Origin of the sequence: Burkholderia sp. BCC1993 (assembly GCF_905339865.1) — a bacterium.
GTDB lineage: Bacteria > Pseudomonadota > Gammaproteobacteria > Burkholderiales > Burkholderiaceae > Burkholderia.
Genome location: NZ_CAJPGZ010000005.1, coordinates 291,050 through 313,379 on the forward strand (window position 1 = coordinate 291,050; position 22,330 = coordinate 313,379).

The following is a 22,330-nucleotide window of genomic DNA, read 5'->3' on the forward strand; positions in this document are numbered from 1 at the left end:
AATCGATGGATGAATCAGCAAAATGTCCAGGCGCTCTGGCCGCATATCCACTCGCTGACGGTGCTGGCCGCGGCCGGCAGCTTCACGGCCGCGGCGCAGCGGCTCGGCATCAGCAAGGCCGCGATGAGCCAGCGCATCGCCGATCTCGAGCAAGCGGCCGGCGTGCCGCTCGTGCGCCGCACGACGCGCAGCGTGCGGCTCACCGACGCCGGGCAGACGCTGGTCGACAGCACGCGCGACGCGTTCGAATCGATCGGCCAGCACTTCGCGCGCGTGAAGGACCTCGCCGGCGAGCCGCGCGGGCTGCTGCGCGTGACGGCGCCGGTCGCGCTCGGGCGCCAGCAGGTCGTGCCGCACCTGCCCGATTTCCTGCGGGAGCACCCGGGCGTGCATATCGAACTCGACCTGTCCGACCGGCTGCATTCGCTGACGCAGGAGGGCTTCGACCTCGCGATCCGCCATACGACGACCGCGCCGCAAACCCACGTCGCGTGGAAGCTGTGCGACACGCGTTCGCTGCTGGTCGCGAGCCGCGACTACCTCGACGCGCGCGGTGCGCCGCGCCACCCGAGCGAACTCGTCGACCACAGCTGCCTGTGCTACCTGCGCGACAACGAACCGGCCGCCTGGAGCTTCGAGCCGGACGGCCGGCGGCGCCAGCGCGTGAGCGTGCCGGTGCGCGGCAGCTTCGCGGCCAACAACAGCGAGGCGATGCGCGAGGCCGCGCTCGGCGGGCTCGGCATCGCGCTGCTGCCGGATTTCAGCGCGCAGCGCGATCTCGACGCCGGCCGGCTCGTCGCGCTGCTCGACGGCTGGCGGCCGTCGGGCGCGTTCGGCGACCACATCTTCGCGCTCCGGCCGTACAGCCCGGTCGTGCCGAGCGCGGTGCGCGCGCTCGTGCGGCACCTGCGCGAGCGGCTCGCGGGCGGGTTCTCGGGCGCCTGACGGGCGCTTGGCGGGGCGGGCGCGGGACGAGCGCGGGACGAGTGCGGGGCGAGTGCGCGACGGGCGCGGGCGCGCCGCGTCGCGCGGCCGGGCCTGGGCCCGGGCCGCGCGGGCAGGGGCGGCCGCGCTGCGGTAAAATCGCCGCTTCCTCCCGCGCCCGTGTGGCGCGTCATTCGAAGGTCGACAGCCGATGCAGATTCACAAGGAAGTGGACGCGCGCGGGCTCAATTGCCCGTTGCCGATCCTGCGCGCCAAGAAAGCGCTCGCCGATATGGAGAGCGGGCAGATCCTCAAGGTGCTCGCGACCGATCCGGGTTCGCAGCGCGATTTCGCCGCGTTCGCGAAGCAGACGGGCAACGAGATCGTCGAAGTGACGACCCAGGACAAGACCTTCGTGTTCCTGATGCGCCGCCGCTGACGGCCCGCATCCCGCGCCCCTTGCGGCGCCCGCACGCGCACCGCCCACTGCGGCCCGGCCGCGCCCAACGGCGCTACACAAGCGCCAGCGCAGACCCTCGCCCAGGCTCCTGTTCCATTGGAAAGCGCTCCTCTGATGCCTCTGACAATTCTTAAACCTCGTCGCAAGACCGGCTGCGTATACTGACCCGGCCGGTCGTCCGTCTCGGATGGATGCACCGGCCACGGTACGTCATACGAGGCGGGCACGGGGGCCATGCCTGACGCTGCCGTCGTACAAACGGGGAGAGGACATGTCCTTCAGACCAGGGACCATTCGAAGTCCGTCCGCAGCGGAATGCATCGCGCCCGCACGCGCGGCGGGGTTGAGCCGGATCGAGCTCGACCCGCAACGGGATCGCCACGCGCGTGCCGCGCTGGAGGCGTATGCCGATTCGGCGGCGGCCGAGATGCCGTGGCTGGCCGAATCGCTCGACGAACGGCTGCGCGGCGCCGCGCAGGACGACGGCGCGGGCGTCACGTATTGCGGCGCGACGATCGAGCGCGTGTTCGATCTCGCGCAGGCGTGGGCGGCGAGCCAGCCCGACTATGCGGCGCCGGCGTGGGAGCGCGTGCGCGGCCAGCTGGAGCGGATGCTGGGGCAGCCCATGCTGGGGCAGCCCGTGCCGGGGCAGCCCATCCTGCGGCAACCGGAAGCGCCTCCGGTCGCGCGACGGGAAGGATTATTCGAATAAAGGACCGTAGTCCGCGCAATTTCTTGGCGAATTTCATACTACTATGATGAAATCGCCGGTTCATCCGTGCCCTGTTTTTGAGATGTGTTGCCGGGGCGCCGTATCGCGCACGTTGCGCGCTCGGCAAACGACGGCTCACCGGCCGGTGTCGGACGCCGCGCGCGTGCTGCGCGGCAGGATGAGTGCGGGGAGCTGAACTGGACGAATCGATTTCGATTTGCGGGGTGCTATGAGAATTGCTGTACTGGATGACGATCCGGCCCAGACGGATTTCGTCAGTCAAACGCTGACGGCCATCGGCCACACGTGCTATGCGTTCAAGGAAGGCAAGGCCCTGAAGAAGCGTCTGCAGCGCGAGACGTTCGATCTGCTCGTGCTCGACTGGAACGTGCCCGACATGTCCGGCGAGGAAGTGCTCAAGTGGGTGCGTGCGAACCAGACCGAGCACAGCCTGCCGATCATCTTCATGACGAGCCGCGACGACGAGGCGGGGATCACGCAGATCCTCAACGCCGGCGCGGACGATTACGTGGTCAAGCCCGTGTCGGGCCCGATCCTGCGTGCGCGCATCGGCTCGCTGCTGCGCCGCGCGTATCCGGTCAACGCGGAGGCGACCGTTCGCGAGTTCGACCAGTTCCGCTTCGACGTGAACCTGAAGCAGGCCTATGTCGGCGACAAGGCCGTGAGCCTCACGCAGAAGGAATTCGAGCTCGCGCTGCTGCTGTTCCAGCACCTCGACCGGCCGCTGTCGCGCGCGCACATTCTCGATCTCGTGTGGAAGCAGGCGACCGACATCCCGTCGCGCACGATGGACACGCACATCTCGATGCTGCGCACGAAGCTCGGGCTGCGGCCGGAAAACGGCTACCGCCTCGCGCCGATCTACGGCTACGGCTACCGGCTCGAGCGGGTCGGCCAGGGAGAACCGGAGTGACCCGGCGCATCACGCAGCGCACGGCGAGCCTGCGCACGGCGGCACTGCATACGGCGTGCGCGGTCGCGTTTGCGTTCGCGGCGCAGCAGGCCGTCGCGCAGCCGCCCGCTGCCGCGGGCAAGATGGTCGTCTACCGCACGCATGCCGGCGACACGCTGTACGACGTCGCTGCGCGCTACCTGCAGGGCCCGGACGACTGGCAGCTGCTGCAACAGATCAACGGCGTGCCCGCGCCGAAGCGCCTGCAGCCCGACATCGCGCTGAAGCTGCCGGTCGCGCGGCTGCGCAAGGAAAAGCTGACCGCGCGCGTCGTCGCGGTGCAGGGCACGGCCGAGCGCGCGTCCGGCGACGCGTACGCGCCGCTCGTGAACGATGCGACGCTTGCCGAGGGCGACCGCGTGCGCACGGGCGCGAACGGCTTCCTGACGCTCGAACTGGCCGACGGCACGCACATGAGCCTGCCGCCCGACAGCCAGCTCGACCTGAAGACCTTGCGCCGCACCGTGCTGACCGGCACGCTCGATCGCGAGTTCGAGCTCACGCGCGGCTCGGTCGACAGCGAGGTCACGCATCTGAAGAAGCGCGACGACCGCTTCCAGATCCGCTCGCCGTCGGTCGTGGCCGGTGTGCGCGGCACGCGGTTCCGCGTGAACTACGACGCCGCCGGCAACGCGGCGACGCGTGTCGAGGTGCTCGACGGCACCGTCGGCGTCGCGGGCAAGCAGCAGCCGGCCGACCCGACGCTCGTGCATGCGAACTTCGGCAGCGTCACGACGTCGTCCGGCGCGGTCGGCGCACCCGTGCAGCTGCTGCCGGCGCCCGCGCTCACGCATCCGGACAAGGTGCAGGACGAGCCCGACCTCACGTTCGACGTCGCGCCGCTCGAGCATGCGCACGCGTATCACCTGCAACTCGCGCGCGACGCGGGCATGCTCGAACTGTTCAGCGAAACGCGCACGATCTCGTCGCGCGCGGTGTTCCGCGAGGTGCCGAACGGCACGTACTTCGTCCGGATTGCCGCGATCGACGACAACGGCCTCGAAGGCATGCCGCACATTTACGCGTTCGAGCGGCGCCTGATGGCGCTCGATGCGAGCGCGTCGCCCGGCCCGGACGGCTACGAGTTCCGCTGGGCGCCGAACGACGCGGCCAAGGACGCGCGTTACCGGTTCGTGCTGTCGCGCTCGAAGGACCTGAGCGCGCCGGTCGTCGACCAGATGGGCCTGCAGGCGCGCCGGATCACGGTCGCCCACCTGCCGCCCGGCGACTACTACTGGGCGGTGACGGTCGAGGAGTTCGAGGGCGGCAAGTTCTATCAGAAGACGAGTCCGGTCAGCGCGTTCACGTTGTCGCGCTGACCCGCGGCGCATGAAAACCGACTCCGTTTCCCCGCGGCGGCGCCTCGGCCGCCGCTTCCTGATCGAGTGGATCGCGATCGGCTGCCTCGGGATCGCGGTGATTCTCGCGTGCGCGCTCGGCCGGTTGTCGTCGAGCGTCGACGGGCTGATCTACGACCGGCTGCTGATGCTGCGCAGCCTGCCGCTGTCGCCCGACGTCGTCGTCGTCGACATCGACAACCAGAGCGTGTCCGCACTCGGCCGCTGGCCGTGGCCGCGCAGCGTGCACGCGCGACTGCTCGACACGCTGGCGCGTGCGCAGCCGGCCGCGGTCGTCTACGACGTGCTGTTTACCGAGCAGTCGCCGGAGGATCGCGCGTTCGCCGACGCAATGGCCCGTGTGCCGACCTTCCTGCCCGTCTTGCTGAGCCCCGAGCAGGCGGACGGCACGCGCACCGTCGATCCGCCGGTGGCGGAGCTGTCGGCACGCACGATGGGGCTCGGCCACATCAATCTCGAAGTCGATCCCGACGGCATCGTGCGTAGCGTCGCGCTGTTCGAAAGCGACGGACGCGTGCGCTGGCCGCAGCTGATGGTGCCCGTCTACCGTGCGATCCAGGCCGGCCGGCTGCATCCGGTCGGCGGCACGCCCGGCGCGCATGCGCACGACCTGTCGCGCGACGCGACCGGCGACGGCCGCTACCTGATCCCGTTCAGCCGCAACACGCCCGCGTATCCGACGCTGTCGTTCGACGACGTGCTCGAAGGGCGCGTGAAACTCGACGCACTGCGCGGCAAGATCGTCGTCGTTGGCGTGACGGCGTCGGGCCTCTTCGACCGCTTCGCGACGCCGGTGTCGGGCGACTTCGGTCCGCTCGCCGGCGTGTACATCCATGCGAACGTGCTCGACATGCTGACGACCGGCAGCGCGATCGTACCTGCGTCGCGTGCCGGACTCTTCGCCGCATCGCTGCTGCCGCTCGCCGTGCTGCTGGGCGGCTTCCTGATGCTGTCGCCGTGGCGCGCGCTGCTGCTGACGCTGAGCCTGGCCGCGCTGGCCGTCGTCGCGAGCCTGGCGCTGCTGTTCGAGGCGCGCATGTGGCTGTCGCCCGCGCCGGCAATCTTCGGGCTGGTCGCCGTCTACCCGATCTGGAACTGGCGGCGCCTGGAAATGACGATGTCGTACCTGCGCCGCGAGTTGCAGCGGCTGGCCGACGAGCCGCACCTGCTGCCCGAGGCGCCGCGCACGCGCAGCGTCGGCGGCGACGTGCTCGAACGGCAGATGGCGCTGATGGCGCAGGCCGCGCAGCGCGTGCAGGACATGAAGCGCTTCGTGTGGGACAGCCTCGACAGCATGCCGGAGCCGATCTTCGTCACCGACCTGGCTGGCACCGTGCTGATCGCGAACCATGCGGCGAAGCGCTACGGTTCGCGGCTCGCGCTGCCGGTGCCGGAAGGGCGGCCGCTGCGCGCCGCGCTCGGCGAGCTGACCTTCATGAAGACCGTCGACGGCAACGCCGAACACGACGTCACGATCCGCGCACACTGGCCGGCCGCGCTCGACCCGACGCTCGGGGCCGAAGACGAAGCGATGGCGCGCGGCATCGAGGTGCGCGATCGCGACGGGCTCGACCATCTGTTACGCTACGCCCCGTGTACGAACGCGCAGGGCCGCGTGACGGGCTGGATCGCCGGTCTCGTCGACGTGACCGAGCTGCACGCGGCCGAGCGGCAGCGCGAGGAGGCGCTGCACCTGCTGTCGCACGACATGCGCTCGCCGCAGTCGTCGATCCTCGCGCTCGTCGAGATCGAGCGCGATCGCGTCGAAACCGACGCGATGCGCGGGCTGCTCGCGCGGATCGAGCGCTATGCGCACCGTGCGCTGTCGCTCGCCGACGAGTTCGTGCAGCTGGCGCGCGCGGAGTCGCAGGCGTACCAGCTCGAACCGACGAGCCTGGTCGACGTGCTGATCGACGCGAGCGACGAAGTCTGGCCGCAGGCGCAGGCAAAGCGCATCCGCATCGAGACCGACGTCGGGACCGACATGTGCTGGACGCGCGCCGACCGCTCGCTGATCACGCGCGCGTTCGTCAACCTGCTGAACAACGCAGTCAAATACAGTCCGTCCGACACGGTGATCGCGTGTACGCTGACGGTCGAGCATGCATCGAAGCGGATGTTCTGTACGATTCGCGATCAGGGGTACGGCATCGCGCCGGAAGATCTGCAGCATCTGTTCGAGCGTTTCAAGCGGTTCCATGCCGGCGAGCGGCCCGAAATCTCGGGCTCCGGGCTCGGCATGGCATTCGTGAAGACGGTCGTCACGCGCCACGGCGGCAGCGTGACGGTCGACAGCGAAGTGGGTGTCGGCACCGCGGTGACGGTGTCGCTGCCCGCGATCGACGAGCCGTCCGCCTGACAGGGCCGGGCACGACGGCAGGCATTTGGGGGAAGTCATGAGAAAGGAATGGGCAGCGACCGCGCTGGCGGTGTCGCTGTTGACGGGTTGCGCCGGCGTCACGACCGGCGTGAGCGCGCTCGGGCAGCCGAATGCGTTCGCATCCGGTGCGCACGGCTACGATTTCGTTCGCACGGCCGCTCAGGCCGACGATGCCGAATACCGGCAGATCGAGACGCTCGTGCGCGACGAGCTCGCGCATCGCGGCTTCGACGCGCAGCCTGGCCAGGCCGCGGGCTACCGGCTGTCGATCGCGTATGCGACGCAGCCGGCGTCGGTCGCGGCGACGGCCGACCAGTGCGGCGCGGCAAGCAGCGCGTGCGTGACCGTCGACGGACCGGCGCCGTTCGCGCTGCCGTTCGCGGGCAAGGTGTATCGCCACGTGCTGACGCTGCGTTTCGTCGATGCGAAGACGGGCGCCGACGTCTATCGCGTGTCGGCGTCGCTGCGCGATCGCGATGCGCTCACGCAGCAGGCCGCGCCGACGCTCGTGAAGAGCGCGCTCGCGAAGCTGCCGTTCGAGCAGGGCGACGGCTGGCTCGTGAAGACGAAAAAAGACGACGCGGGCGCAATGCCGGGCGTCGTCTCGGTGAAGCCGGCCGCCACGCGCTGACGCGCCGGCCGTGAGGCGAGGGCGGCCCGCCGAGGAGGCGAGGCCGGCCCGTGCCGCGTTCAGGCGGCCGGTTGCCCGTTGCCGCGCGCGCGCAGGTACGCGTCGAAGTCGGTGCCGACTTCCGGGTGGCGCAGTGCGAACTCGACCGTCGCCTTCAGGTAGCCGAGCTTGCTGCCGCAGTCGTAGCGCGTGCCCTGGTACTTGTAGGCCAGCACCTGTTCGTCGGCGAGCAGCGCCTGGATCGCGTCGGTGAGCTGCAGCTCGCCGCCCGCGCCCGGCTTCAGTGCACGCAGGTGCTCGAAGATCCGCGGCTTCAGGATGTAGCGGCCGACCACGCCGAGATTCGACGGCGCGACTTCCGGTTCCGGTTTCTCGACGATCGCCGACATCTTGACGATCGACTCTTCCCACTCCTTGCCGTCGACGATGCCGTACGACTTCGTCTCCGACGGCGGGATCTCTTCCACGCCGATCACCGAGCTGTGATAGTGATCGAACACGTCGACCATCTGCTTCATCACGGGCGGGTTGCCGTCGAGCAGGTCGTCGGCGAGGATCACCGCGAACGGGTTGTCGGCGACGAGCTTCTCCGCGCACAGCACCGCATGGCCGAGGCCGAGCGCTTCCGGCTGGCGCACGTAGAAGCAGTCGACATGGCTCGGCTTGATGCTGCGCACGAGTTCGAGCAGCTTCTCCTTGCCGCGCGCCTCGAGTTCGGCCTCGACCTCGTACGACTTGTCGAAGTGATCCTCGATCGCGCGCTTGCTGCGCCCGGTCACGAAGATCATCTCGGTGATGCCCGCGGCGATCGCTTCCTCGACTGCGTACTGGATCAGCGGCTTGTCGACGACGGGCAGCATTTCCTTCGGGCTCGCCTTCGTTGCCGGGAGGAACCGCGTGCCGAGACCGGCAACGGGGAATACCGCCTTGGTGACTTTCAACATGATCGAACCTTTATTCCTGTAATCGACTTGTCAGACAGCCTATGTTCACGTTCTGATTATAGTGAACGCAAACGACCTTACCGTTTGTTACGCAGGCAACCGATCGAGCTGAGCGCGCAGTTTTTCCAGCGTGCTCTGGAATTCGGCGACGCGCTTCTGCTCCTGTTCAACCACGGCCGGCGGCGCTTTCGCGACGAACGCCTCGTTGCCGAGCTTCGCATTGCACTTCGCGATCTCGCCCGTCAGGCGCGCGATTTCCTTCGACAGGCGCTCGCGTTCGGCCGCGACGTCGATTTCCACCTTCAGCACCAGCTTGTTCGGGCCCACGATCGCGATCGGGGCGCCGTGCGCCTCCTTGTCGAGCGTCGCTTCGTCCGCGAGGATCTGCACTTCGGACAGGCGGGCGAGCGCCTGCACGTACGGCGCGAACGAGCGCAGGCGCTCGGCATCGCCGGCCGCGAGCAGCGGCACCTTGGTCGCCGGCGACAGGTTCATCTCGCCGCGCAGGTTGCGGCACGCGTCGACGATCGCCTTCAGGTCGGCCGCCCATTGTTCGGATGCCTCGTCGATCTTCTGCAGGTTCGCGACCGGATACGCCTGCGTCATCAGCGACGCTTCGCCCTCGGCCTGGCCTTGCGGATAACGGCCGGCGAGCGGCGCGACCTTCTGCCAGAGCGCTTCGGTGATGAACGGGATGATCGGGTGCGCGAGGCGCAGCACCGTTTCCAGCACGCGCAGCAGCGTGCGGCGCGTCGCGCGCTGCTGTTCCGGCGTGCCGTTCTGGATCTGCACCTTCGCGAGTTCGAGGTACCAGTCGCAGTACTCGTCCCACACGAACTTGTAGATGCTGGTCGCGATGTTGTCGAAGCGGTAATCGGCGAAGCCCTTCGCGATGTCGGCCTCGGTGCGCTGCAGCAGCGACACGATCCAGCGGTCGGCCGCCGAGAAGTCGAGGTAGCCGCCGGGGCCGCAGTCGCCCGCGCCGCACACTTCCGGCTTGTCGGCGCCGCAGTCGTGACCTTCGCAGTTCATCAGCACGAAGCGCGTCGCGTTCCACAGCTTGTTGCAGAAGTTGCGATAGCCTTCGCAGCGCGCGAGGTCGAAGTTCACGTTGCGGCCGAGCGTCGCCATCGACGCCATCGTGAAGCGCAGCGCGTCGGTGCCGAACGCGGCGATGCCGTCCGGGAATTCCTTGCGCGTCTTCTTCTCGATGGTGGCGGCCTGCTTCGGGTTCATCAGGCCCGTCGTGCGCTTCGCGACCAGCGTTTCGAGGTCGATGCCGTCGACGATGTCGATCGGGTCGAGCGTGTTGCCCTTGCTCTTCGACATCTTCTGGCCTTCCGCATCGCGCACGAGGCCGTGCACGTAGACGGTGTGGAACGGCACCTTGCCGGTGAAGTGCGTCGTCATCATCACCATCCGGGCGACCCAGAAGAAGATGATGTCGAAGCCGGTGACGAGCACCGACGACGGCAGGAAGTGCTGCAGTTCAGGCGTTTCGTTCGGCCAGCCGAGCGACGAGAACGGCACGAGCGCCGACGAGAACCACGTGTCGAGCACGTCCTCGTCGCGCTTCAGCGCGCCGGTGTAGCCCTTGGCGTCGGCCTGCGCGCGCGCTTCTTCCTCGGCGCGCGCGACGAACACCTCGCCGTTCTCGCCGTACCACGCGGGAATCTGGTGACCCCACCACAGCTGGCGCGAGATGCACCAGTCCTGGATGTTCTCGAGCCACTGGTAGTAGGTGGTCGTCCAGTTTTCCGGCACGAACTTGATCTGGCCGCTGCGCACGACGTCGAGCGACGTTTCGGTGATCGACTTGCCCGGGTTGAACGTGCCTTCCGGCGCCGGCTTCGTCATCGCGACGAACCACTGGTCGGTCAGCATCGGCTCGATCACGACGCCCGTGCGGTCGCCGCGCGGCACCATCAGCTTGTGCGGCTTCACGGAGTCGAGGAAGCCCTCCGCGTCGAGGTCGGCGACGATCGCCTTGCGCGCGTCGAAGCGGTCGAGGCCGCGATACTGCTCGGGGCCGTTGTCGTTGATCTTCGCGTCGAGCGTCAGGATCTCGATCGGCGCGAAGTTGTGGCGCAGGCCGACCTGGTAGTCGTTGAAGTCGTGCGCGGGCGTGACCTTCACGACGCCCGTGCCGAACTCGCGGTCGACGTAGTCGTCGGCGATCACCGGGATCTCGCGGCCCGTCAGCGGCAGCGTGACGAGCTTGCCGATCAGGTGCGCGTAGCGCTCGTCTCCCGGGTGGACCATCAGCGCGACGTCGCCGAGCATCGTTTCCGGACGCGTGGTCGCGACGGTCAGCGAGCCCGAACCGTCGACGAGCGGGTAGCGGATGTGCCACAGGTGGCCGTTTTCCTCTTCGCTCGCGACTTCGAGATCCGACACCGCGGTGAGCAGCACCGGGTCCCAGTTCACGAGGCGCTTGCCGCGGTAGATCAGGCCCTGTTCGTAGAGCGTGACGAACACGTCGCGCACGGCGGCCGACATCTTGTCGTCCATCGTGAAATATTCGCGCGACCAGTCGGTCGACGCGCCGAGGCGGCGCACCTGGCCCGTGATCGTCGAGCCGGACTGCTGCTTCCACTCCCACACGCGCTCGACGAACTTCTCGCGGCCGAGGTCATGGCGCGATACGCCCTGCGCGTCGAGCTGGCGCTCGACGACGATCTGGGTCGCGATCCCCGCGTGGTCAGTGCCGGGCACCCACAGCGTGTTCTCGCCGAGCATCCGGTGGTAGCGGGCGAGGCCGTCCATGATCGTCTGGTTGAACGCGTGGCCCATGTGCAGCGTGCCGGTGACGTTCGGCGGCGGCAGCTGGATCGCGAAATCGGGACGCGCCGGGTCGAATGCCGGGGCGGCATAGCCGCGTTTTTCCCACTCCGGCCCCCATTGGGACTCGATGGTGTGGGGCTCGAAACTCTTCGCAAGCGTGCTGTCGCTCATGGTTGGAAATCTGCCGAAAAATGCGTGAATTGGATGCCGAATCTGACAATTATAAATGGATGCACATCGGCCAGCCATCGCCTTGCCGGCACGGGCCCGTCGCGACGCGGTCGCCATGCCGTTGAAGCATGCCGCCGAATGGATCGGAAACGGCATCGCGCGGCCGACTTATAATGGCGGGTCCGCATTTTTCTCGCACGTCCGCTGCCGCTCCATGCCCGATCTGCTCGCCAATCTGAACCCTGAACAATACGCCGCCGTTACGCTGCCGAACGAACCGGCGCTGATCCTCGCGGGGGCGGGCAGCGGCAAGACCCGCGTGCTGATCACGCGTATCGCGTGGCTGATCCAGCACGGCTACGCGTCGCCGGCCACCGTGCTCGCCGTCACCTTCACGAACAAGGCCGCGCGCGAGATGATGGCGCGGCTGTCGGCGATGATGCCGATCGACACGCGCGGGATGTGGATCGGCACGTTCCACGGGCTGTGCAACCGGATGCTGCGCACGCACTGGCGCGACGCTGGCCTGCCGCAGACCTTCCAGATCCTCGACACGGCCGACCAGCTGTCGGCGATCAAGCGGCTGATGAAGGCGGCGAACGTCGACGACGAGAAATACCCGCCGAAGAACGTCCAGTACTTCATCAACAACGCGAAGGAGCAGGGGCTGCGACCCGACAAGGTCGACGCGTCCGACAACTTCAACCGCAAGTTCGTCGAGCTGTACCAGGCGTACGACCAGCAGTGCCAGCGCGAGGGCGTCGTCGATTTCCCCGAGCTGCTGCTGCGCTGCTACGAACTGCTCGCGTACAACGCGCCGCTGCGCGCGCATTACCAGGCGCGCTTCAAGCATATTCTCGTCGACGAGTTCCAGGACACCAACAAGCTGCAGTACGCGTGGCTCAAGATGCTCGCGGGCGGCGAGAACGCGATCTTCGCCGTCGGCGACGACGACCAGTCGATCTACGCGTTCCGCGGCGCGAACGTCGGCAACATGCGCGACTTCGAAGACGAATTCCGCGTGCGCAACCTGATCAAGCTCGAGCAGAACTACCGGTCGCACGGCAACATCCTCGACGCGGCGAACCAGCTGATCTCGAACAACGCGCATCGCCTCGGCAAGAACCTGCGCACCGACGCCGGCCATGGCGAACCCGTGCGCGTGTACGAGGCGAGCACCGATGCGCAGGAAGCCGGCTGGATCGTCGAGGAGATCCGCTCGCTGATCAACACCGGGATGTCGCGCAGCGAGGTTGCCGTCCTGTATCGCAGCAACGCGCAGTCGCGCGCGATCGAGCACACGCTGATGACGTCGGGCATTCCGTATCGCGTGTACGGCGGCCTGCGCTTCTTCGAGCGCCAGGAAGTGAAGCACGCGCTCGCGTACCTGCGGCTGATCGACAACCCGAACGACGACACCGCGTTCGTGCGTGTCGTGAATTTCCCGACGCGCGGGATCGGCGCGCGCTCGATCGAGCAGCTCGCGGACGCCGCGCGCCTGTACGACTGCTCGATGGCCGCCGCGATTCCGTACGTGACCGGCAAGGCCGGCACGAGCCTCGGCGCGTTCGCGACCCTGATCGCGAAGATGCGCGCCGAGACGCAGCAGATGAGCCTGCCGGAGACGGTCGAATACGTTGTGCGCGCGAGCGGCCTCGCCGATTTCTACCAGGGCGAGCGCGAAGGCCAGGACCGCCTCGAGAACCTGCAGGAACTCGTGAACGCGGCCACCGCGTTCGTCAGCGAGGAAGGCTACGGGCTCGACGCGCCGGCCCGCTCGATTCCGCTGCGCGCGGGCGCGATCGCGGCGCCGGAGCTCGGCGTGGATGCGGGCGATCCTGCGGTCGACGTGCTCGACCCGGCGCCGCTCGGCGACCCCGCGCAGAACCCCGACACGATGACGCCGCTCGCGGGCTTCCTGTCGCACGCGTCGCTCGAAGCCGGCGACAACCAGGCGCAGGCCGGCCAGGACGCGGTGCAGCTGATGACGGTGCACGCGGCGAAGGGCCTCGAATTCTCGGCCGTGTTCATCACCGGCCTCGAGGAAGGGCTGTTCCCGCACGAGAACAGCGTGCTCGAATCGGACGGCCTCGAGGAAGAGCGCCGGCTGATGTACGTCGCGATCACGCGCGCGAAGGAGCGGCTCTACCTGTCGTTCGCCCAGAGCCGGATGCTGCACGGCCAGACGCGCTACAACGTGCGCTCGCGCTTCTTCGACGAACTGCCGGAGCACGTGCTGAAGTGGCTCACGCCGAAGGTCGAGGCCGGCTCGCGCTGGGGCGGCCGCTCGGACAACGCCGGCTGGGGGCGCGACTGGTTCGCGCGGCCGGGCGGCGGCAGCCGCGAGCAGGTCGTCGATGCGGCGGTCACCGCGCCGCTGCCGGCATTCGCGAACAAGCAGCGCGCGGCCGACACCGGGTTCCGCGTCGGCCAGCCGGTCTTCCATACCAAATTCGGCGAGGGCACGGTCACCGCGCTCGAAGGCAGCGGCGCCGATGCGAAGGCGCAGGTGAAGTTCAAGCGGCACGGCGAGAAGTGGCTTGCGCTGGCGGTCGCGAAACTGCAGGCGGTGGAATGATGAGCATCGACATGGTTGAAACGGTATCGACGCGTCCGCTCGGCATTCTGGCCGCGCTGCCCGAGGAACTCGGCGACCTGATCGCCGCGATGCGCGCCGACGGCGTGATGAAGACGATCACGCTCGGCCGCCGCGATTACCACGTCGGCACCGTGCACGGCGCGGCCTGCGTCGTCACGCTCGCGCGGGTCGGCAAGGTCGCGGCCTCCGCCACCGTCAGTGCGCTGATCCATGTGTTCGGCGTGTCCGGCGTCGTGTTCACCGGTGTCGCTGGCGGCGTGTCGCGCACGGTGCGTATCGGCGACGTCGTCGTCGCCGATACGCTGCTGCAGCACGATCTCGATGCGTCGCCGCTGTTTCCGCGCTACGAGGTGCCGCTGCTCGGCATCACGCGGTTCGCGACCGACGCGGCGCTGACGGCCCGCCTGAAGGCCGCGTGCACGCTGTTCGTCGCCGAGGAGGGCGCGCAGTTCGCCGCGCGCTTCGGGCTGGCCGGCGCGATGCTGCACGGCGGGCTGATCATCAGCGGCGACCGCTTCGTGTCGAGCGAGCGGGAAGTCGTCGCGCTGCGCGACGCGCTGCCGGACGCGCTCGCGGTCGAGATGGAAGGCGCGGCGATCGCGCAGGTGTGCGCCGAACACGACGTGCCGTTCGCCATCGTGCGCACGATCTCCGATACGGCCGACGATCACGCGACGCAGTCGTTCTCGCACTTCCTGTCGGCGATCGCGAGCAGCTATTCGTCCGGCATCCTCAAGCGGTTCCTGACGTTGCATGCGACGGAGAATGGTGCAGCCATCGTGTAGGCAAGTACGTCGGGCACGGGCACTGCGATGACGACGAGGCCGTGATGGCTTAAGCTTTCACGGCTGCCGGGGTGTCGTAGCAGCGGGGACGACAGCGTGCTGCACGCAGTCGTATCAAAAAATAACGAAAATGAGAGGGCCCGAATGCCTGTCGAATGTACTTTCTTGCTGAACCGTCAACGTACGTCCATCCTGCATTGCGCGGGTTTTGGGGCAGTCGCCGCATTCAGCGGCAACGGGCGATACGTCAATGATCCGAACTCGACGGCCGTTCCCGACGACGGACCGTTACCGGCAGGGACCTATTACATCGTGGATCGCCAGAGCGGCGGCCGCATGGGGTGGTTGAACGACGTTCGCTCCGATCTGTTTGCCGGTACTCATCGCGCGGATTGGTTTGCGTTGTATCGCAATGATGGTGTGATCGACGACTTGACGTCGATCAACGGCATTCGGCGTGGCCACTTCCGGTTACATCCCGTCGGATACTGGGGCATCAGCGAAGGCTGTATCACGCTGCCGAACAAAGCCCAATTCAATGCGCTTCGCACGTTCCTGAAGTCGCAGGCCGGTGCCACGATTCCGGGCACCGGGATGAAGTACTACGGTCGAGTGATCGTCCAATGAAAGTGCTTGTCCGCCTGCTTGCAGCGATCGTCTTGACGATCCCGGTCTATCTCGGCCTGGCGAATTCCCCGCTGGATGAATGGTTTCAAAGCGGGGCGGGGTGGCGAGCGTTCGAGCCGCTGTTCCGCGTGTTCGAAACGCTCGGTGTTCACGGCCAGGGCGACATCCTGATCAGCACCATGCTCGGCGCCAGCTTCGTGATCGCGATCGCGCTGGTTTGGCTGGGTGCGCGAATGTTCGGTCGCGGCACACGAGAACCCCGGCACTGATAACCGCTCAACGAAACGTTTCGCAAGGTTGTTGAGCCAACGGCCGCGGCACCCAAGCCGCGGCCGTTTCATCACGCCTTCTTGCGCCGGCTGCTTTCGAGGTTCGGCAGGAACACCGTCAGCACGCCGATCAGCGGCAGGAACGAGCACACCTTGTAGACGAACGTGATGCTCGTCGCGTCGGCGAGCTGGCCGAGCACGGCGGCGCCCACGCCGCCCAGGCCGAACGCGAAGCCGAAGAACAGGCCCGCGACCATCCCGACCTTGCCGGGCATCAGCTCCGTCGCATAGACGAGGATCGCGGCGAACGCCGACGCCAGCACGACGCCGATGATCACGCTCAGCACGCTCGTCCAGAACAGGTTCGCGTACGGCAGCAGCAGCGTGAACGGCGCGACGCCGAGGATCGACACCCAGATCACGTACTTGCGGCCGATCCGGTCGCCGACCGGCCCGCCGATCAGCGTGCCGGCCGCGACCGCCGCGAGGAACACGAACAGGTGGATCTGCGCGGCCTGCACCGACAGGTGGAACTTGTCGATCAGGTAGAACGTGAAATAGCTGTTGATGCTCGCGAGATAGAAGTACTTCGAGAACACCAGCAGCACCAGCACACCGATCGCGGCGAGCACGCGGCCCTGCGACAGCGTCGGATGGCCGGCCGGCGCCGCCTTCTTCTTCATCGACGGATGCTTCTTGTACCAGTGGCCGATCTGCGTGAGCACGACCATCGCGACGAGCGCGGCCGCCGAGAACCACGCGATGCTGTGCTGGCCGTGCGGGATGATCACCAGCGCGGCGAGCAGCGGCCCGAGTGCCGAACCAGCGTTGCCGCCGACCTGGAACAGCGACTGCGCGAGCCCGTGCTGGCCGCCCGACGCCATCCGCGCGACGCGCGACGATTCCGGATGGAACACCGACGAGCCGCAGCCGACCAGCGCCGCCGCCGCCAGCAGCGTCGGGAAGTTCGGCGCGGCCGACATCAGCAGCAGCCCCGCGAGCGTGAAGCCCATCCCGACCGGCAGCGAATACGGCTTCGGCCGCTTGTCCGTATACAGGCCGATGAGCGGCTGCAGCAGCGACGCGGTGATCTGGTAGGTCAGCGTGATCAGGCCGATCTGCGCGAACGACAGCGCGAACTGGCTCTTGAGCATCGGATAGATCGCGAGGATCAACGACTGGATCATGTCGTTGAGCATGTGCGAGAAGCTGATCGCGCCGAGCACCGGATAGACGGTACGCGGGGCGGGTGGAGCAGACGGCTGGGCTATGGCGGCGGTGCCGGCGCCCGTATCGAGGCTGGTTTCCATGTGAGCTGAGCGAGTTGAGGTGACGGGACGCGCTCTGATGGGGATCGGCGCGTTCGAATCGTTGTTGCGTCAAAGAAGTCTAATGTGGCGTATCGAGAATGTCAGGCCAAGTTTTGTCGTGATTCGGACATTACTACGACGATTCGGCCCATTGCACCCTTTTTTGGCCGGGTATAACGCTGCGGCGCGTTTGCCTTTCGTCGCGCCGCGCGGGACCGGATCGGTGTTTGTCCGGACTCAAGGCGCGCCGATCGCGGCCGTAGAAGACGCAACGACAACACAGGTGCGCCGCGCCCGGCACCGGCCACGAGCCGGACGGGGGCAGGACGCGCGGCATGACGGGCCATCGCGGGAATGCCGGCCGCCGGAACCGACCTTTCCGGCGGCATGATCAATACGGGGATATATCGATGAAAGCAGCTTCATTGCATCCGCGGCCGGCTGCGGCCGCAGCCGCGGCCGACGCAGCCGCCAGGCCCGCCTCGCGGCACGCGCGTGCAGCCCGGCGCGAACGCCGGACGTGGACCGTCAAGGCGACGTTGCGCGCCGCGTTCGCGATCCTGCTGGCCGGCACGCTCGCGATCGGCGTGTTCTCGCTGTGGCAGATCAGCCGGCTGAACGCGTCGATTGCGTCGGTCTACGAGCAGGGGCACGTCGCGAGCCGGGCGGCGGAGGAAGTGCGTGCCGAGGTGCTGCGCGCGAGCCGCGCGCAGAAGATGCTGCTGACCGCCACCACCGCGAAGGAGCGCGACGACCTGGGCGCCGAAGTCGGCGCGGGGCTCGCGTCGATCGGCCAGGCGCTCGCGACGCTGCAGCATTACGCGGATCCGGCCGATGCGGACGATTCCGCGCGACTGCGCGCGTTCTCGCTGGCGGTCGGCACATGGAGCGGCCATCTGCGCGATTTCGTCGCGCTCGTGCAGGCGCAGCCGCTCGACCTGTCGCAGATGAACTGGCAGGTCGGCACGCAGGACGTGTCGCTGCTGGTCGAGACCGGCAAGCTCGAGAAGCTCGTCGCGATGCTCGTGAAGACGCGCGGCGCGAAGTCGAAGGCGACGCTCGATGCATCTGCAACGATCTTCTCGTCGTCGTTCGCGATGATCGCGGCGATGACGGCCGCGCTGATCGTGCTGGCGATCGCGATCGCCGAACGGGTCGTGCGCCGCCTCGCGTTGCAGCTCGGCGGCGAGCCTGCCCAGGCGAAGGCGATCGCCGCCGACATCGCGCGCGGCGACCTCACGCGGCCGATTCCGCTCGGCCGGCACGACCGCGACAGCATGGTGCGCGCGCTGTCCGACATGCAGTCCGGGCTTGCGGCGACCGTCGGCGAGATCGCCGTCAGCGCCGAGGCGATCGCGGCCGCGTCCGGCGAGATCTCGACCGGCAACCTCGACCTGTCGCGCCGCACCGAGCAGCAGGCCGTCGCGCTCGAGCGCACCGCGGCCAGCATGGAAGAGCTCACGTCGACCGTGCGGCAGAACGCCGAGAACGCGCGTCAGGCGAGCGCGCTCGCGGCCAATGCGTCGGCCGTCGCGGAGGCGGGCGGCGAAGTCGTCGGCCGCGTGGTCGCGACGATGAGCGAGATCGACGACAGCGCGAAGAACATTCGCGACATCATCGGCACGATCGAGGGGATCGCGTTCCAGACCAACATTCTCGCGTTGAACGCGGCGGTCGAGGCGGCGCGCGCGGGTGAGCAGGGACGCGGTTTTTCGGTGGTGGCGGGCGAGGTGCGGCTGCTCGCGCAGCGCGCGGCGACCGCGGCGAAGGAGATCCGTGCGCTGATCGGCGCGTCGGTCGAGCGCGTCGCGAACGGCGCGGCGCTCGCGCACGATGCGGGCCGCACGATGGACGACGTGGTGCGGGCGGTCAAGCGCGTGACCGACATCATCGGCGAGATCTCGGCGGCGTCGGACGAGCAGAGCGCCGGGATCGACGAGATCGGCCGTGCGGTCACGCAGATGGATGCCGGCACGCAGCAGAACGCTGCGCTCGTCGAGCAGGCGGCCGCCGCGGCGAATGCGCTCGACGAACAGGCGCAGGCGCTCAAGTCGCTGGTCGGACGCTTTCGCATCGCGGCGTAGGCGTCCGGCCGTCGACGCTTACGACTTCTTCTGCTGGTCCGGATCGATGATGACCGTGCAGGTCGTGCCCGCCGACAGCACCACGTCGGCCGGCACCTCGTCGATGCGGATGCGCACCGGCACGCGCTGCGCGAGGCGCACCCAGTTGAAGGTCGGGTTCACGTCCGCGACGAGATCGCGGCTTTGCGGGTTGTCGCGGTCGTAGATGCCGCGCGAAATGCTTTCGACGTGGCCCTTCATCACGCCGCCGCTCATCAGCCGCATCTCGGCCGGCGCGCCGACCTTCACACGCGGCAGCTTGGTTTCCTCGAAGTAGCCGTAGACCCAGAACGAATGGCTGTCGACGATCGCGAGCTTCGCCTGGCCGGCCACCGCGTAGTTGCCCTTGAACGTCTGCAGGTTCGTGATGTAGCCGTCGACCGGTGCGACCACGCGCGTGCGTTCGAGGTTGAGCTTCGCGGCGTCGAGCGCGGCGATCGCCTGCTGGTACTGCGCATCGGCGCTCGACGCGCTGTGCGCCGCGTTCTCGCGGTTTTCCTTCGACACGACGAGCGCGTCGAGGTCGGCGCGACGGGCCGCGTCGTCGCGGCGCATCTGCAGTTCCGCGCGGCGGGCGGCGACGGCCGCCTGCGCCTGCTCGACCGCGATCTGGTAGTGCGACGGGTCGATCTGCATGATCAGGTCGCCCTTTTTCACGAGCTGGTTGTCATGCACGGGCAGCTCGACGATCGCGCCCGACACGTCCGGCGCGACGTTGACGATCTCGGCACGAACGCGCCCGTCGCGCGTCCAGGGATCGTCCATGTAGTGCACCCACAGCGAGCGCCCGATCAGGATCGCGACGAGAAGGATGATGGCGGTCGCGACGAAGCCGAAGAGTTTTCTGAGAATCATGATGGTTCGGAATCAACGGTAAACGGCAAGACTCAGTCCGCCGCAAATGCAGACGAGAAGGCACGCGCGAAACAGCGACGGGTGCCAGACTAGACGGTAGAGGCCCGTGTAGGCGAGCAGGCGGTCGACGGCCCAGGTCGCCAGCGCGCCCAGGACGAACATCAGGACCACCGTGGGCATGTAGGCATCGAGAATGGCGATTTCACGCGGCATCATGACGAGGCTCCTTGTTGGGGACGCACGGGGCGGTTGCGGTTGAGCGGCTCGAGCGGCGATTCCGGATCGAGCAGCGCCGTGCGTACGAAATGCAGATGGCTCAGGATGCGCTGCAGCCGGTGGCGCTCCTCGCGCGACGGCGTGAACGCATCGAGCGTCAGCCGGGTCGCGTCGATCGCGGCGTTGACCGCGGCGAGCGCCGCGTCGAAGCGCGCCGCGTCCGGCTTGCGGAACAGCGCGGACAGCGCGGTGCGCATCGTCTCGATTGCGCGGCGCCACGGTGTCGTCGGCGCATAGCGCGGGTCGGACGGCAGCGTCGCCAGCTCCGCGCGCAGGTCGAGCGCGGCATTGCCCGTTTCCAGTACCGCGAACATCCAGCGCAGCGCGTCGCGCTGCACGTCGGGCTGGTCGGCCGACAGCGTGTGCGCCTGGTACATCAGGTCGCGCGCGCCGCTCTCGAAGCGCGTGCGCAATCCGGCCAGCCGTGCGTGGCACGCCGCGACCACCTGGTGGCGCAGGTCGGCGAACAGCCGCTTCTTGTGCCACGGCGCGGTCGGCGGGAACAGCACCGCGAACGCGATCGCCGAGACCAGCATCGACAGCACCAGCGCGAGCGCGTCGTTCATGAAGCTCGTCGGGTCGTAGTGCGTGATGTTGTCGGGGCCGGCGAGGAAGCTGAAGAAGATCAGGTAGCCCATCCCGTAGCCGGCGAGCTTCGGCTTCAGCGTCATGAAGATGCCGATCGCGAGCAGCGGCGCGAGGGCCACGCACAGCAGCGGGAAGCCGTCGATGTGCGGGTAGATGCCGAACGTCAGCAGGAAGCCCGTGCAGACGGCCAGCGCGGTACCCATGCCCATCTGTGCGGACATCGCGGTCGGGCGCGGCGTCGACGACGCGAGCGCGCAGGTCGCGGCGGCAGTCAGCGTCAGCGTCACGCCGCTCGGCCACGCGGTCGCGATCCAGAACCCGCCGAGCACGAGGATCACGGTCGCGGTGCGAATCGCCGCGATCACCATCGCCGTCAGGTTGGTGCGCGGCTCGTAGCGCTCGATCCAGCGCTCGCGCTCGTGCGTCGCGGTCGACAGCGACGCGTAGGTCGCCGCGTATTCGTGCAGGTCCGTGATGAAGCGGTACAGCAGCTCGGTGGCCGTGTCGAAGTCGAGCAGCGGGAAATCGGGCTGCGTCTCGAGCGCGGCGCGCGTCGCGCGGATGCGGCGCGGCAGCGCGTCGCGCCACGCGAGCAGTTGTTCGGCGGCGAGCGCGGCGTCGGCCGACGAGCGCACCGGCTCGCCGTTGCGCGTCAGAAGCGGCGCGATTTCGCGGAAGTACGGCTCGATCGCATCGATCGCGGCCTGCGCGCCGGCGGCGCGCAGCCGGTTCATCAACTGGTGCAGCGCGTGGAAGCGGCTCGATACGCTCATGAACTCGCTGTTCAGGCGCGCGAGACGGCCGCTGCGCATCCGCGTGTCCGGATCCTCGAACACGGCCATGCTGCGCGCCGCTTCGAAGCCGACCACGTCCGCGACGAAGCGCGTATGGATGGTTTCGATGTGCGCGCGGTCGAGCTGGCCCGACAGTGCCGCCGCGACGTAGTCGACGAAGCTGCTGAAGCGCTTGCGCACCGTCGTGCGCATCTGCTCGCCGGTGTACTGCGGAAACACCAGCGCGCTGACGACGCCTGCCGACACGATCCCGACCATGATCTCGGCGACCCGCGTCATCGCGCTCATGAACGCGCCGTCGGGGTGTTGCGATGCCGGCAGCCCGATCAGCGCGGTCGTGTAACCGGCGAGCAGGAAGCCGTAGCTGCGGAAATTGCGGTTGCGCGCAGCGCCGGCCGTGCACAGCGCGACCCACAGCGCGACGGCCAGCAGGAACAGCTGCGGCTGCTGCGGGAACAGCCCGACGAACGTGAGCGTCGCGATCAGCCCGAAGATCGTGCCGGCGACCCGGTAGAAGCTCTTCGCGAGCACCGCGCCGCTTTGCGGCTGCATCACGATGAACACCGTGGTCATCGCCGTCTTCGGCGCGGGCAGGTCGAGCCGCATCGACACGCCGGTCGCGATGAACGCGGCGAGCAGCGCCTTGAACAGGTAGAGCCACGCGGCGCCGTCGCTGCGGGCCCAGTCGCCGAAGGCGGCGTACCAGGCCGCGAGCGGGCCGCCGGCGTGCGTGGAAGCGGGGGAGGAGGCTGACATGACGGTCGCTC

At 68.2% G+C, this 22,330-nt stretch carries 18 protein-coding genes; 12 read left to right on the forward strand and 6 right to left on the reverse strand.

Translation table 11 applies throughout. From position 1 onward, the window contains the following. The first annotated feature begins 9 nt into the window (after nt 1–9). The 7 genes from U4Y91_RS10385 (at nt 10) to U4Y91_RS10415 (ending at nt 7,438) form a co-directional block, all read left to right on the forward strand. Entirely contained in the window at nt 10–945 is a 936-nt protein-coding gene (locus U4Y91_RS10385) for a LysR family transcriptional regulator (protein WP_321804991.1), read from the forward strand. Between the two features lie 190 nt (nt 946–1,135). Continuing rightward, nucleotides 1,136–1,363, forward strand: coding sequence for a sulfurtransferase TusA family protein (locus tag U4Y91_RS10390; RefSeq protein ID WP_006753156.1), 228 nt, complete (start codon nt 1,136–1,138; stop codon nt 1,361–1,363). A gap of 292 nt (nt 1,364–1,655) precedes the next feature. Next, nucleotides 1,656–2,096, forward strand: coding sequence for a peptidase (locus U4Y91_RS10395; RefSeq protein WP_321804992.1), 441 nt, complete (start codon nt 1,656–1,658; stop codon nt 2,094–2,096). 229 nt (nt 2,097–2,325) lie between these two features. Further along, nucleotides 2,326–3,030 carry a response regulator transcription factor gene (locus U4Y91_RS10400; RefSeq protein ID WP_027784223.1) on the forward strand — a complete coding sequence of 235 codons (705 nt, stop codon included), beginning with the start codon at nt 2,326–2,328 and terminating at the stop codon, nt 3,028–3,030. Then, nucleotides 3,027–4,388 carry a FecR domain-containing protein gene (locus U4Y91_RS10405; RefSeq protein WP_321804993.1) on the forward strand — a complete coding sequence of 454 codons (1,362 nt, stop codon included), beginning with the start codon at nt 3,027–3,029 and terminating at the stop codon, nt 4,386–4,388. Before U4Y91_RS10400 ends, U4Y91_RS10405 begins: the two co-directional genes overlap by 4 nt. Nucleotides 4,389–4,398: 10 nt before the next feature. Beyond that, complete coding sequence (locus U4Y91_RS10410) at nt 4,399–6,786, forward strand: CHASE2 domain-containing protein (protein WP_321804994.1); 2,388 nt, start codon at nt 4,399–4,401, stop codon at nt 6,784–6,786. Nucleotides 6,787–6,823: 37 nt separating this feature from the next. Continuing rightward, nucleotides 6,824–7,438 (forward strand): DUF4136 domain-containing protein, encoded by a 615-nt coding sequence (locus U4Y91_RS10415; RefSeq protein ID WP_321804995.1) that lies wholly within the window; start codon nt 6,824–6,826, stop codon nt 7,436–7,438. Nucleotides 7,439–7,497: 59 nt separating this feature from the next. Here U4Y91_RS10415 and galU read toward each other — a convergent pair whose 3' ends face one another. Both galU and U4Y91_RS10425 read right to left on the reverse strand, forming a co-directional pair. Beyond that, nucleotides 7,498–8,382, reverse strand: a complete 885-nt coding sequence (gene galU / locus U4Y91_RS10420; RefSeq protein WP_044846083.1) for a UTP--glucose-1-phosphate uridylyltransferase GalU — start codon at nt 8,380–8,382, stop codon at nt 7,498–7,500. A gap of 87 nt (nt 8,383–8,469) precedes the next feature. After that, nucleotides 8,470–11,337 carry a valine--tRNA ligase gene (locus U4Y91_RS10425; RefSeq protein WP_321804996.1) on the reverse strand — a complete coding sequence of 956 codons (2,868 nt, stop codon included), beginning with the start codon at nt 11,335–11,337 and terminating at the stop codon, nt 8,470–8,472. 214 nt (nt 11,338–11,551) lie between these two features. On the opposite strand from U4Y91_RS10425, the gene U4Y91_RS10430 reads away from it, so the two are divergent. The 4 genes from U4Y91_RS10430 (at nt 11,552) to U4Y91_RS10445 (ending at nt 15,617) form a co-directional block, all read left to right on the forward strand. Beyond that, the gene (locus tag U4Y91_RS10430; protein ID WP_321804997.1) at nt 11,552–13,915 is read left to right on the forward strand and encodes a UvrD-helicase domain-containing protein; all 2,364 of its coding nucleotides are present in this window, start codon (nt 11,552–11,554) and stop codon (nt 13,913–13,915) included. Further along, nucleotides 13,912–14,721, forward strand: coding sequence for a 5'-methylthioadenosine/adenosylhomocysteine nucleosidase (locus U4Y91_RS10435; protein ID WP_321804998.1), 810 nt, complete (start codon nt 13,912–13,914; stop codon nt 14,719–14,721). Before U4Y91_RS10430 ends, U4Y91_RS10435 begins: the two co-directional genes overlap by 4 nt. A gap of 144 nt (nt 14,722–14,865) precedes the next feature. Next, nucleotides 14,866–15,348: a DUF2778 domain-containing protein gene (locus U4Y91_RS10440; RefSeq protein ID WP_321804999.1), complete on the forward strand. Its 483-nt coding sequence runs from the start codon at nt 14,866–14,868 to the stop codon at nt 15,346–15,348. Further along, nucleotides 15,345–15,617, forward strand: coding sequence for a hypothetical protein (locus U4Y91_RS10445; protein ID WP_321805000.1), 273 nt, complete (start codon nt 15,345–15,347; stop codon nt 15,615–15,617). Before U4Y91_RS10440 ends, U4Y91_RS10445 begins: the two co-directional genes overlap by 4 nt. 71 nt (nt 15,618–15,688) lie before the next feature. Here the strand turns inward: U4Y91_RS10445 and U4Y91_RS10450 are convergent, their stop codons facing one another. Then, nucleotides 15,689–16,927 carry an MFS transporter gene (locus tag U4Y91_RS10450; RefSeq protein ID WP_321805001.1) on the reverse strand — a complete coding sequence of 413 codons (1,239 nt, stop codon included), beginning with the start codon at nt 16,925–16,927 and terminating at the stop codon, nt 15,689–15,691. A 410-nt stretch (nt 16,928–17,337) separates the two neighbouring features. On the opposite strand from U4Y91_RS10450, the gene U4Y91_RS10455 reads away from it, so the two are divergent. Next, nucleotides 17,338–19,011, forward strand: coding sequence for a methyl-accepting chemotaxis protein (locus tag U4Y91_RS10455; RefSeq protein WP_321805002.1), 1,674 nt, complete (start codon nt 17,338–17,340; stop codon nt 19,009–19,011). A gap of 18 nt (nt 19,012–19,029) precedes the next feature. On the opposite strand, the gene U4Y91_RS10460 is transcribed toward U4Y91_RS10455, so the two are convergent. The 3 genes from U4Y91_RS10460 to U4Y91_RS10470 are packed head-to-tail and all read right to left on the reverse strand — an operon-like array spanning nt 19,030 to nt 22,319. Next, nucleotides 19,030–19,905, reverse strand: a complete 876-nt coding sequence (locus U4Y91_RS10460) for an HlyD family secretion protein (RefSeq protein WP_321805003.1) — start codon at nt 19,903–19,905, stop codon at nt 19,030–19,032. 12 nt (nt 19,906–19,917) lie between these two features. Then, on the reverse strand, nt 19,918–20,121 hold the full coding sequence (locus tag U4Y91_RS10465) for a DUF1656 domain-containing protein (RefSeq protein WP_011351756.1): 204 nt from the start codon (nt 20,119–20,121) through the stop codon (nt 19,918–19,920). Continuing rightward, on the reverse strand, nt 20,118–22,319 hold the full coding sequence (locus U4Y91_RS10470; protein ID WP_321805004.1) for an FUSC family protein: 2,202 nt from the start codon (nt 22,317–22,319) through the stop codon (nt 20,118–20,120). Before U4Y91_RS10470 ends, U4Y91_RS10465 begins: the two co-directional genes overlap by 4 nt. Nucleotides 22,320–22,330: the final 11 nt, after the last annotated feature.

Coding starts and splice junctions, on each gene's coding strand:
- U4Y91_RS10385 (WP_321804991.1), top strand. CDS start 10: ATGAATCAGCAAAATGTCCAGGCGCTCTGGCCGCATATCCACTCGCTG.
- U4Y91_RS10390 (WP_006753156.1), top strand. CDS start 1,136: ATGCAGATTCACAAGGAAGTGGACGCGCGCGGGCTCAATTGCCCGTTG.
- U4Y91_RS10395 (WP_321804992.1), top strand. CDS start 1,656: ATGTCCTTCAGACCAGGGACCATTCGAAGTCCGTCCGCAGCGGAATGC.
- U4Y91_RS10400 (WP_027784223.1), top strand. CDS start 2,326: ATGAGAATTGCTGTACTGGATGACGATCCGGCCCAGACGGATTTCGTC.
- U4Y91_RS10410 (WP_321804994.1), top strand. CDS start 4,399: ATGAAAACCGACTCCGTTTCCCCGCGGCGGCGCCTCGGCCGCCGCTTC.
- U4Y91_RS10415 (WP_321804995.1), top strand. CDS start 6,824: ATGAGAAAGGAATGGGCAGCGACCGCGCTGGCGGTGTCGCTGTTGACG.
- galU (WP_044846083.1), bottom strand. CDS start 8,382: ATGTTGAAAGTCACCAAGGCGGTATTCCCCGTTGCCGGTCTCGGCACG.
- U4Y91_RS10425 (WP_321804996.1), bottom strand. CDS start 11,337: ATGAGCGACAGCACGCTTGCGAAGAGTTTCGAGCCCCACACCATCGAG.
- U4Y91_RS10430 (WP_321804997.1), top strand. CDS start 11,552: ATGCCCGATCTGCTCGCCAATCTGAACCCTGAACAATACGCCGCCGTT.
- U4Y91_RS10435 (WP_321804998.1), top strand. CDS start 13,912: ATGATGAGCATCGACATGGTTGAAACGGTATCGACGCGTCCGCTCGGC.
- U4Y91_RS10440 (WP_321804999.1), top strand. CDS start 14,866: ATGCCTGTCGAATGTACTTTCTTGCTGAACCGTCAACGTACGTCCATC.
- U4Y91_RS10445 (WP_321805000.1), top strand. CDS start 15,345: ATGAAAGTGCTTGTCCGCCTGCTTGCAGCGATCGTCTTGACGATCCCG.
- U4Y91_RS10450 (WP_321805001.1), bottom strand. CDS start 16,927: ATGGAAACCAGCCTCGATACGGGCGCCGGCACCGCCGCCATAGCCCAG.
- U4Y91_RS10455 (WP_321805002.1), top strand. CDS start 17,338: ATGAAAGCAGCTTCATTGCATCCGCGGCCGGCTGCGGCCGCAGCCGCG.
- U4Y91_RS10460 (WP_321805003.1), bottom strand. CDS start 19,905: ATGATTCTCAGAAAACTCTTCGGCTTCGTCGCGACCGCCATCATCCTT.
- U4Y91_RS10465 (WP_011351756.1), bottom strand. CDS start 20,121: ATGATGCCGCGTGAAATCGCCATTCTCGATGCCTACATGCCCACGGTG.
- U4Y91_RS10470 (WP_321805004.1), bottom strand. CDS start 22,319: ATGTCAGCCTCCTCCCCCGCTTCCACGCACGCCGGCGGCCCGCTCGCG.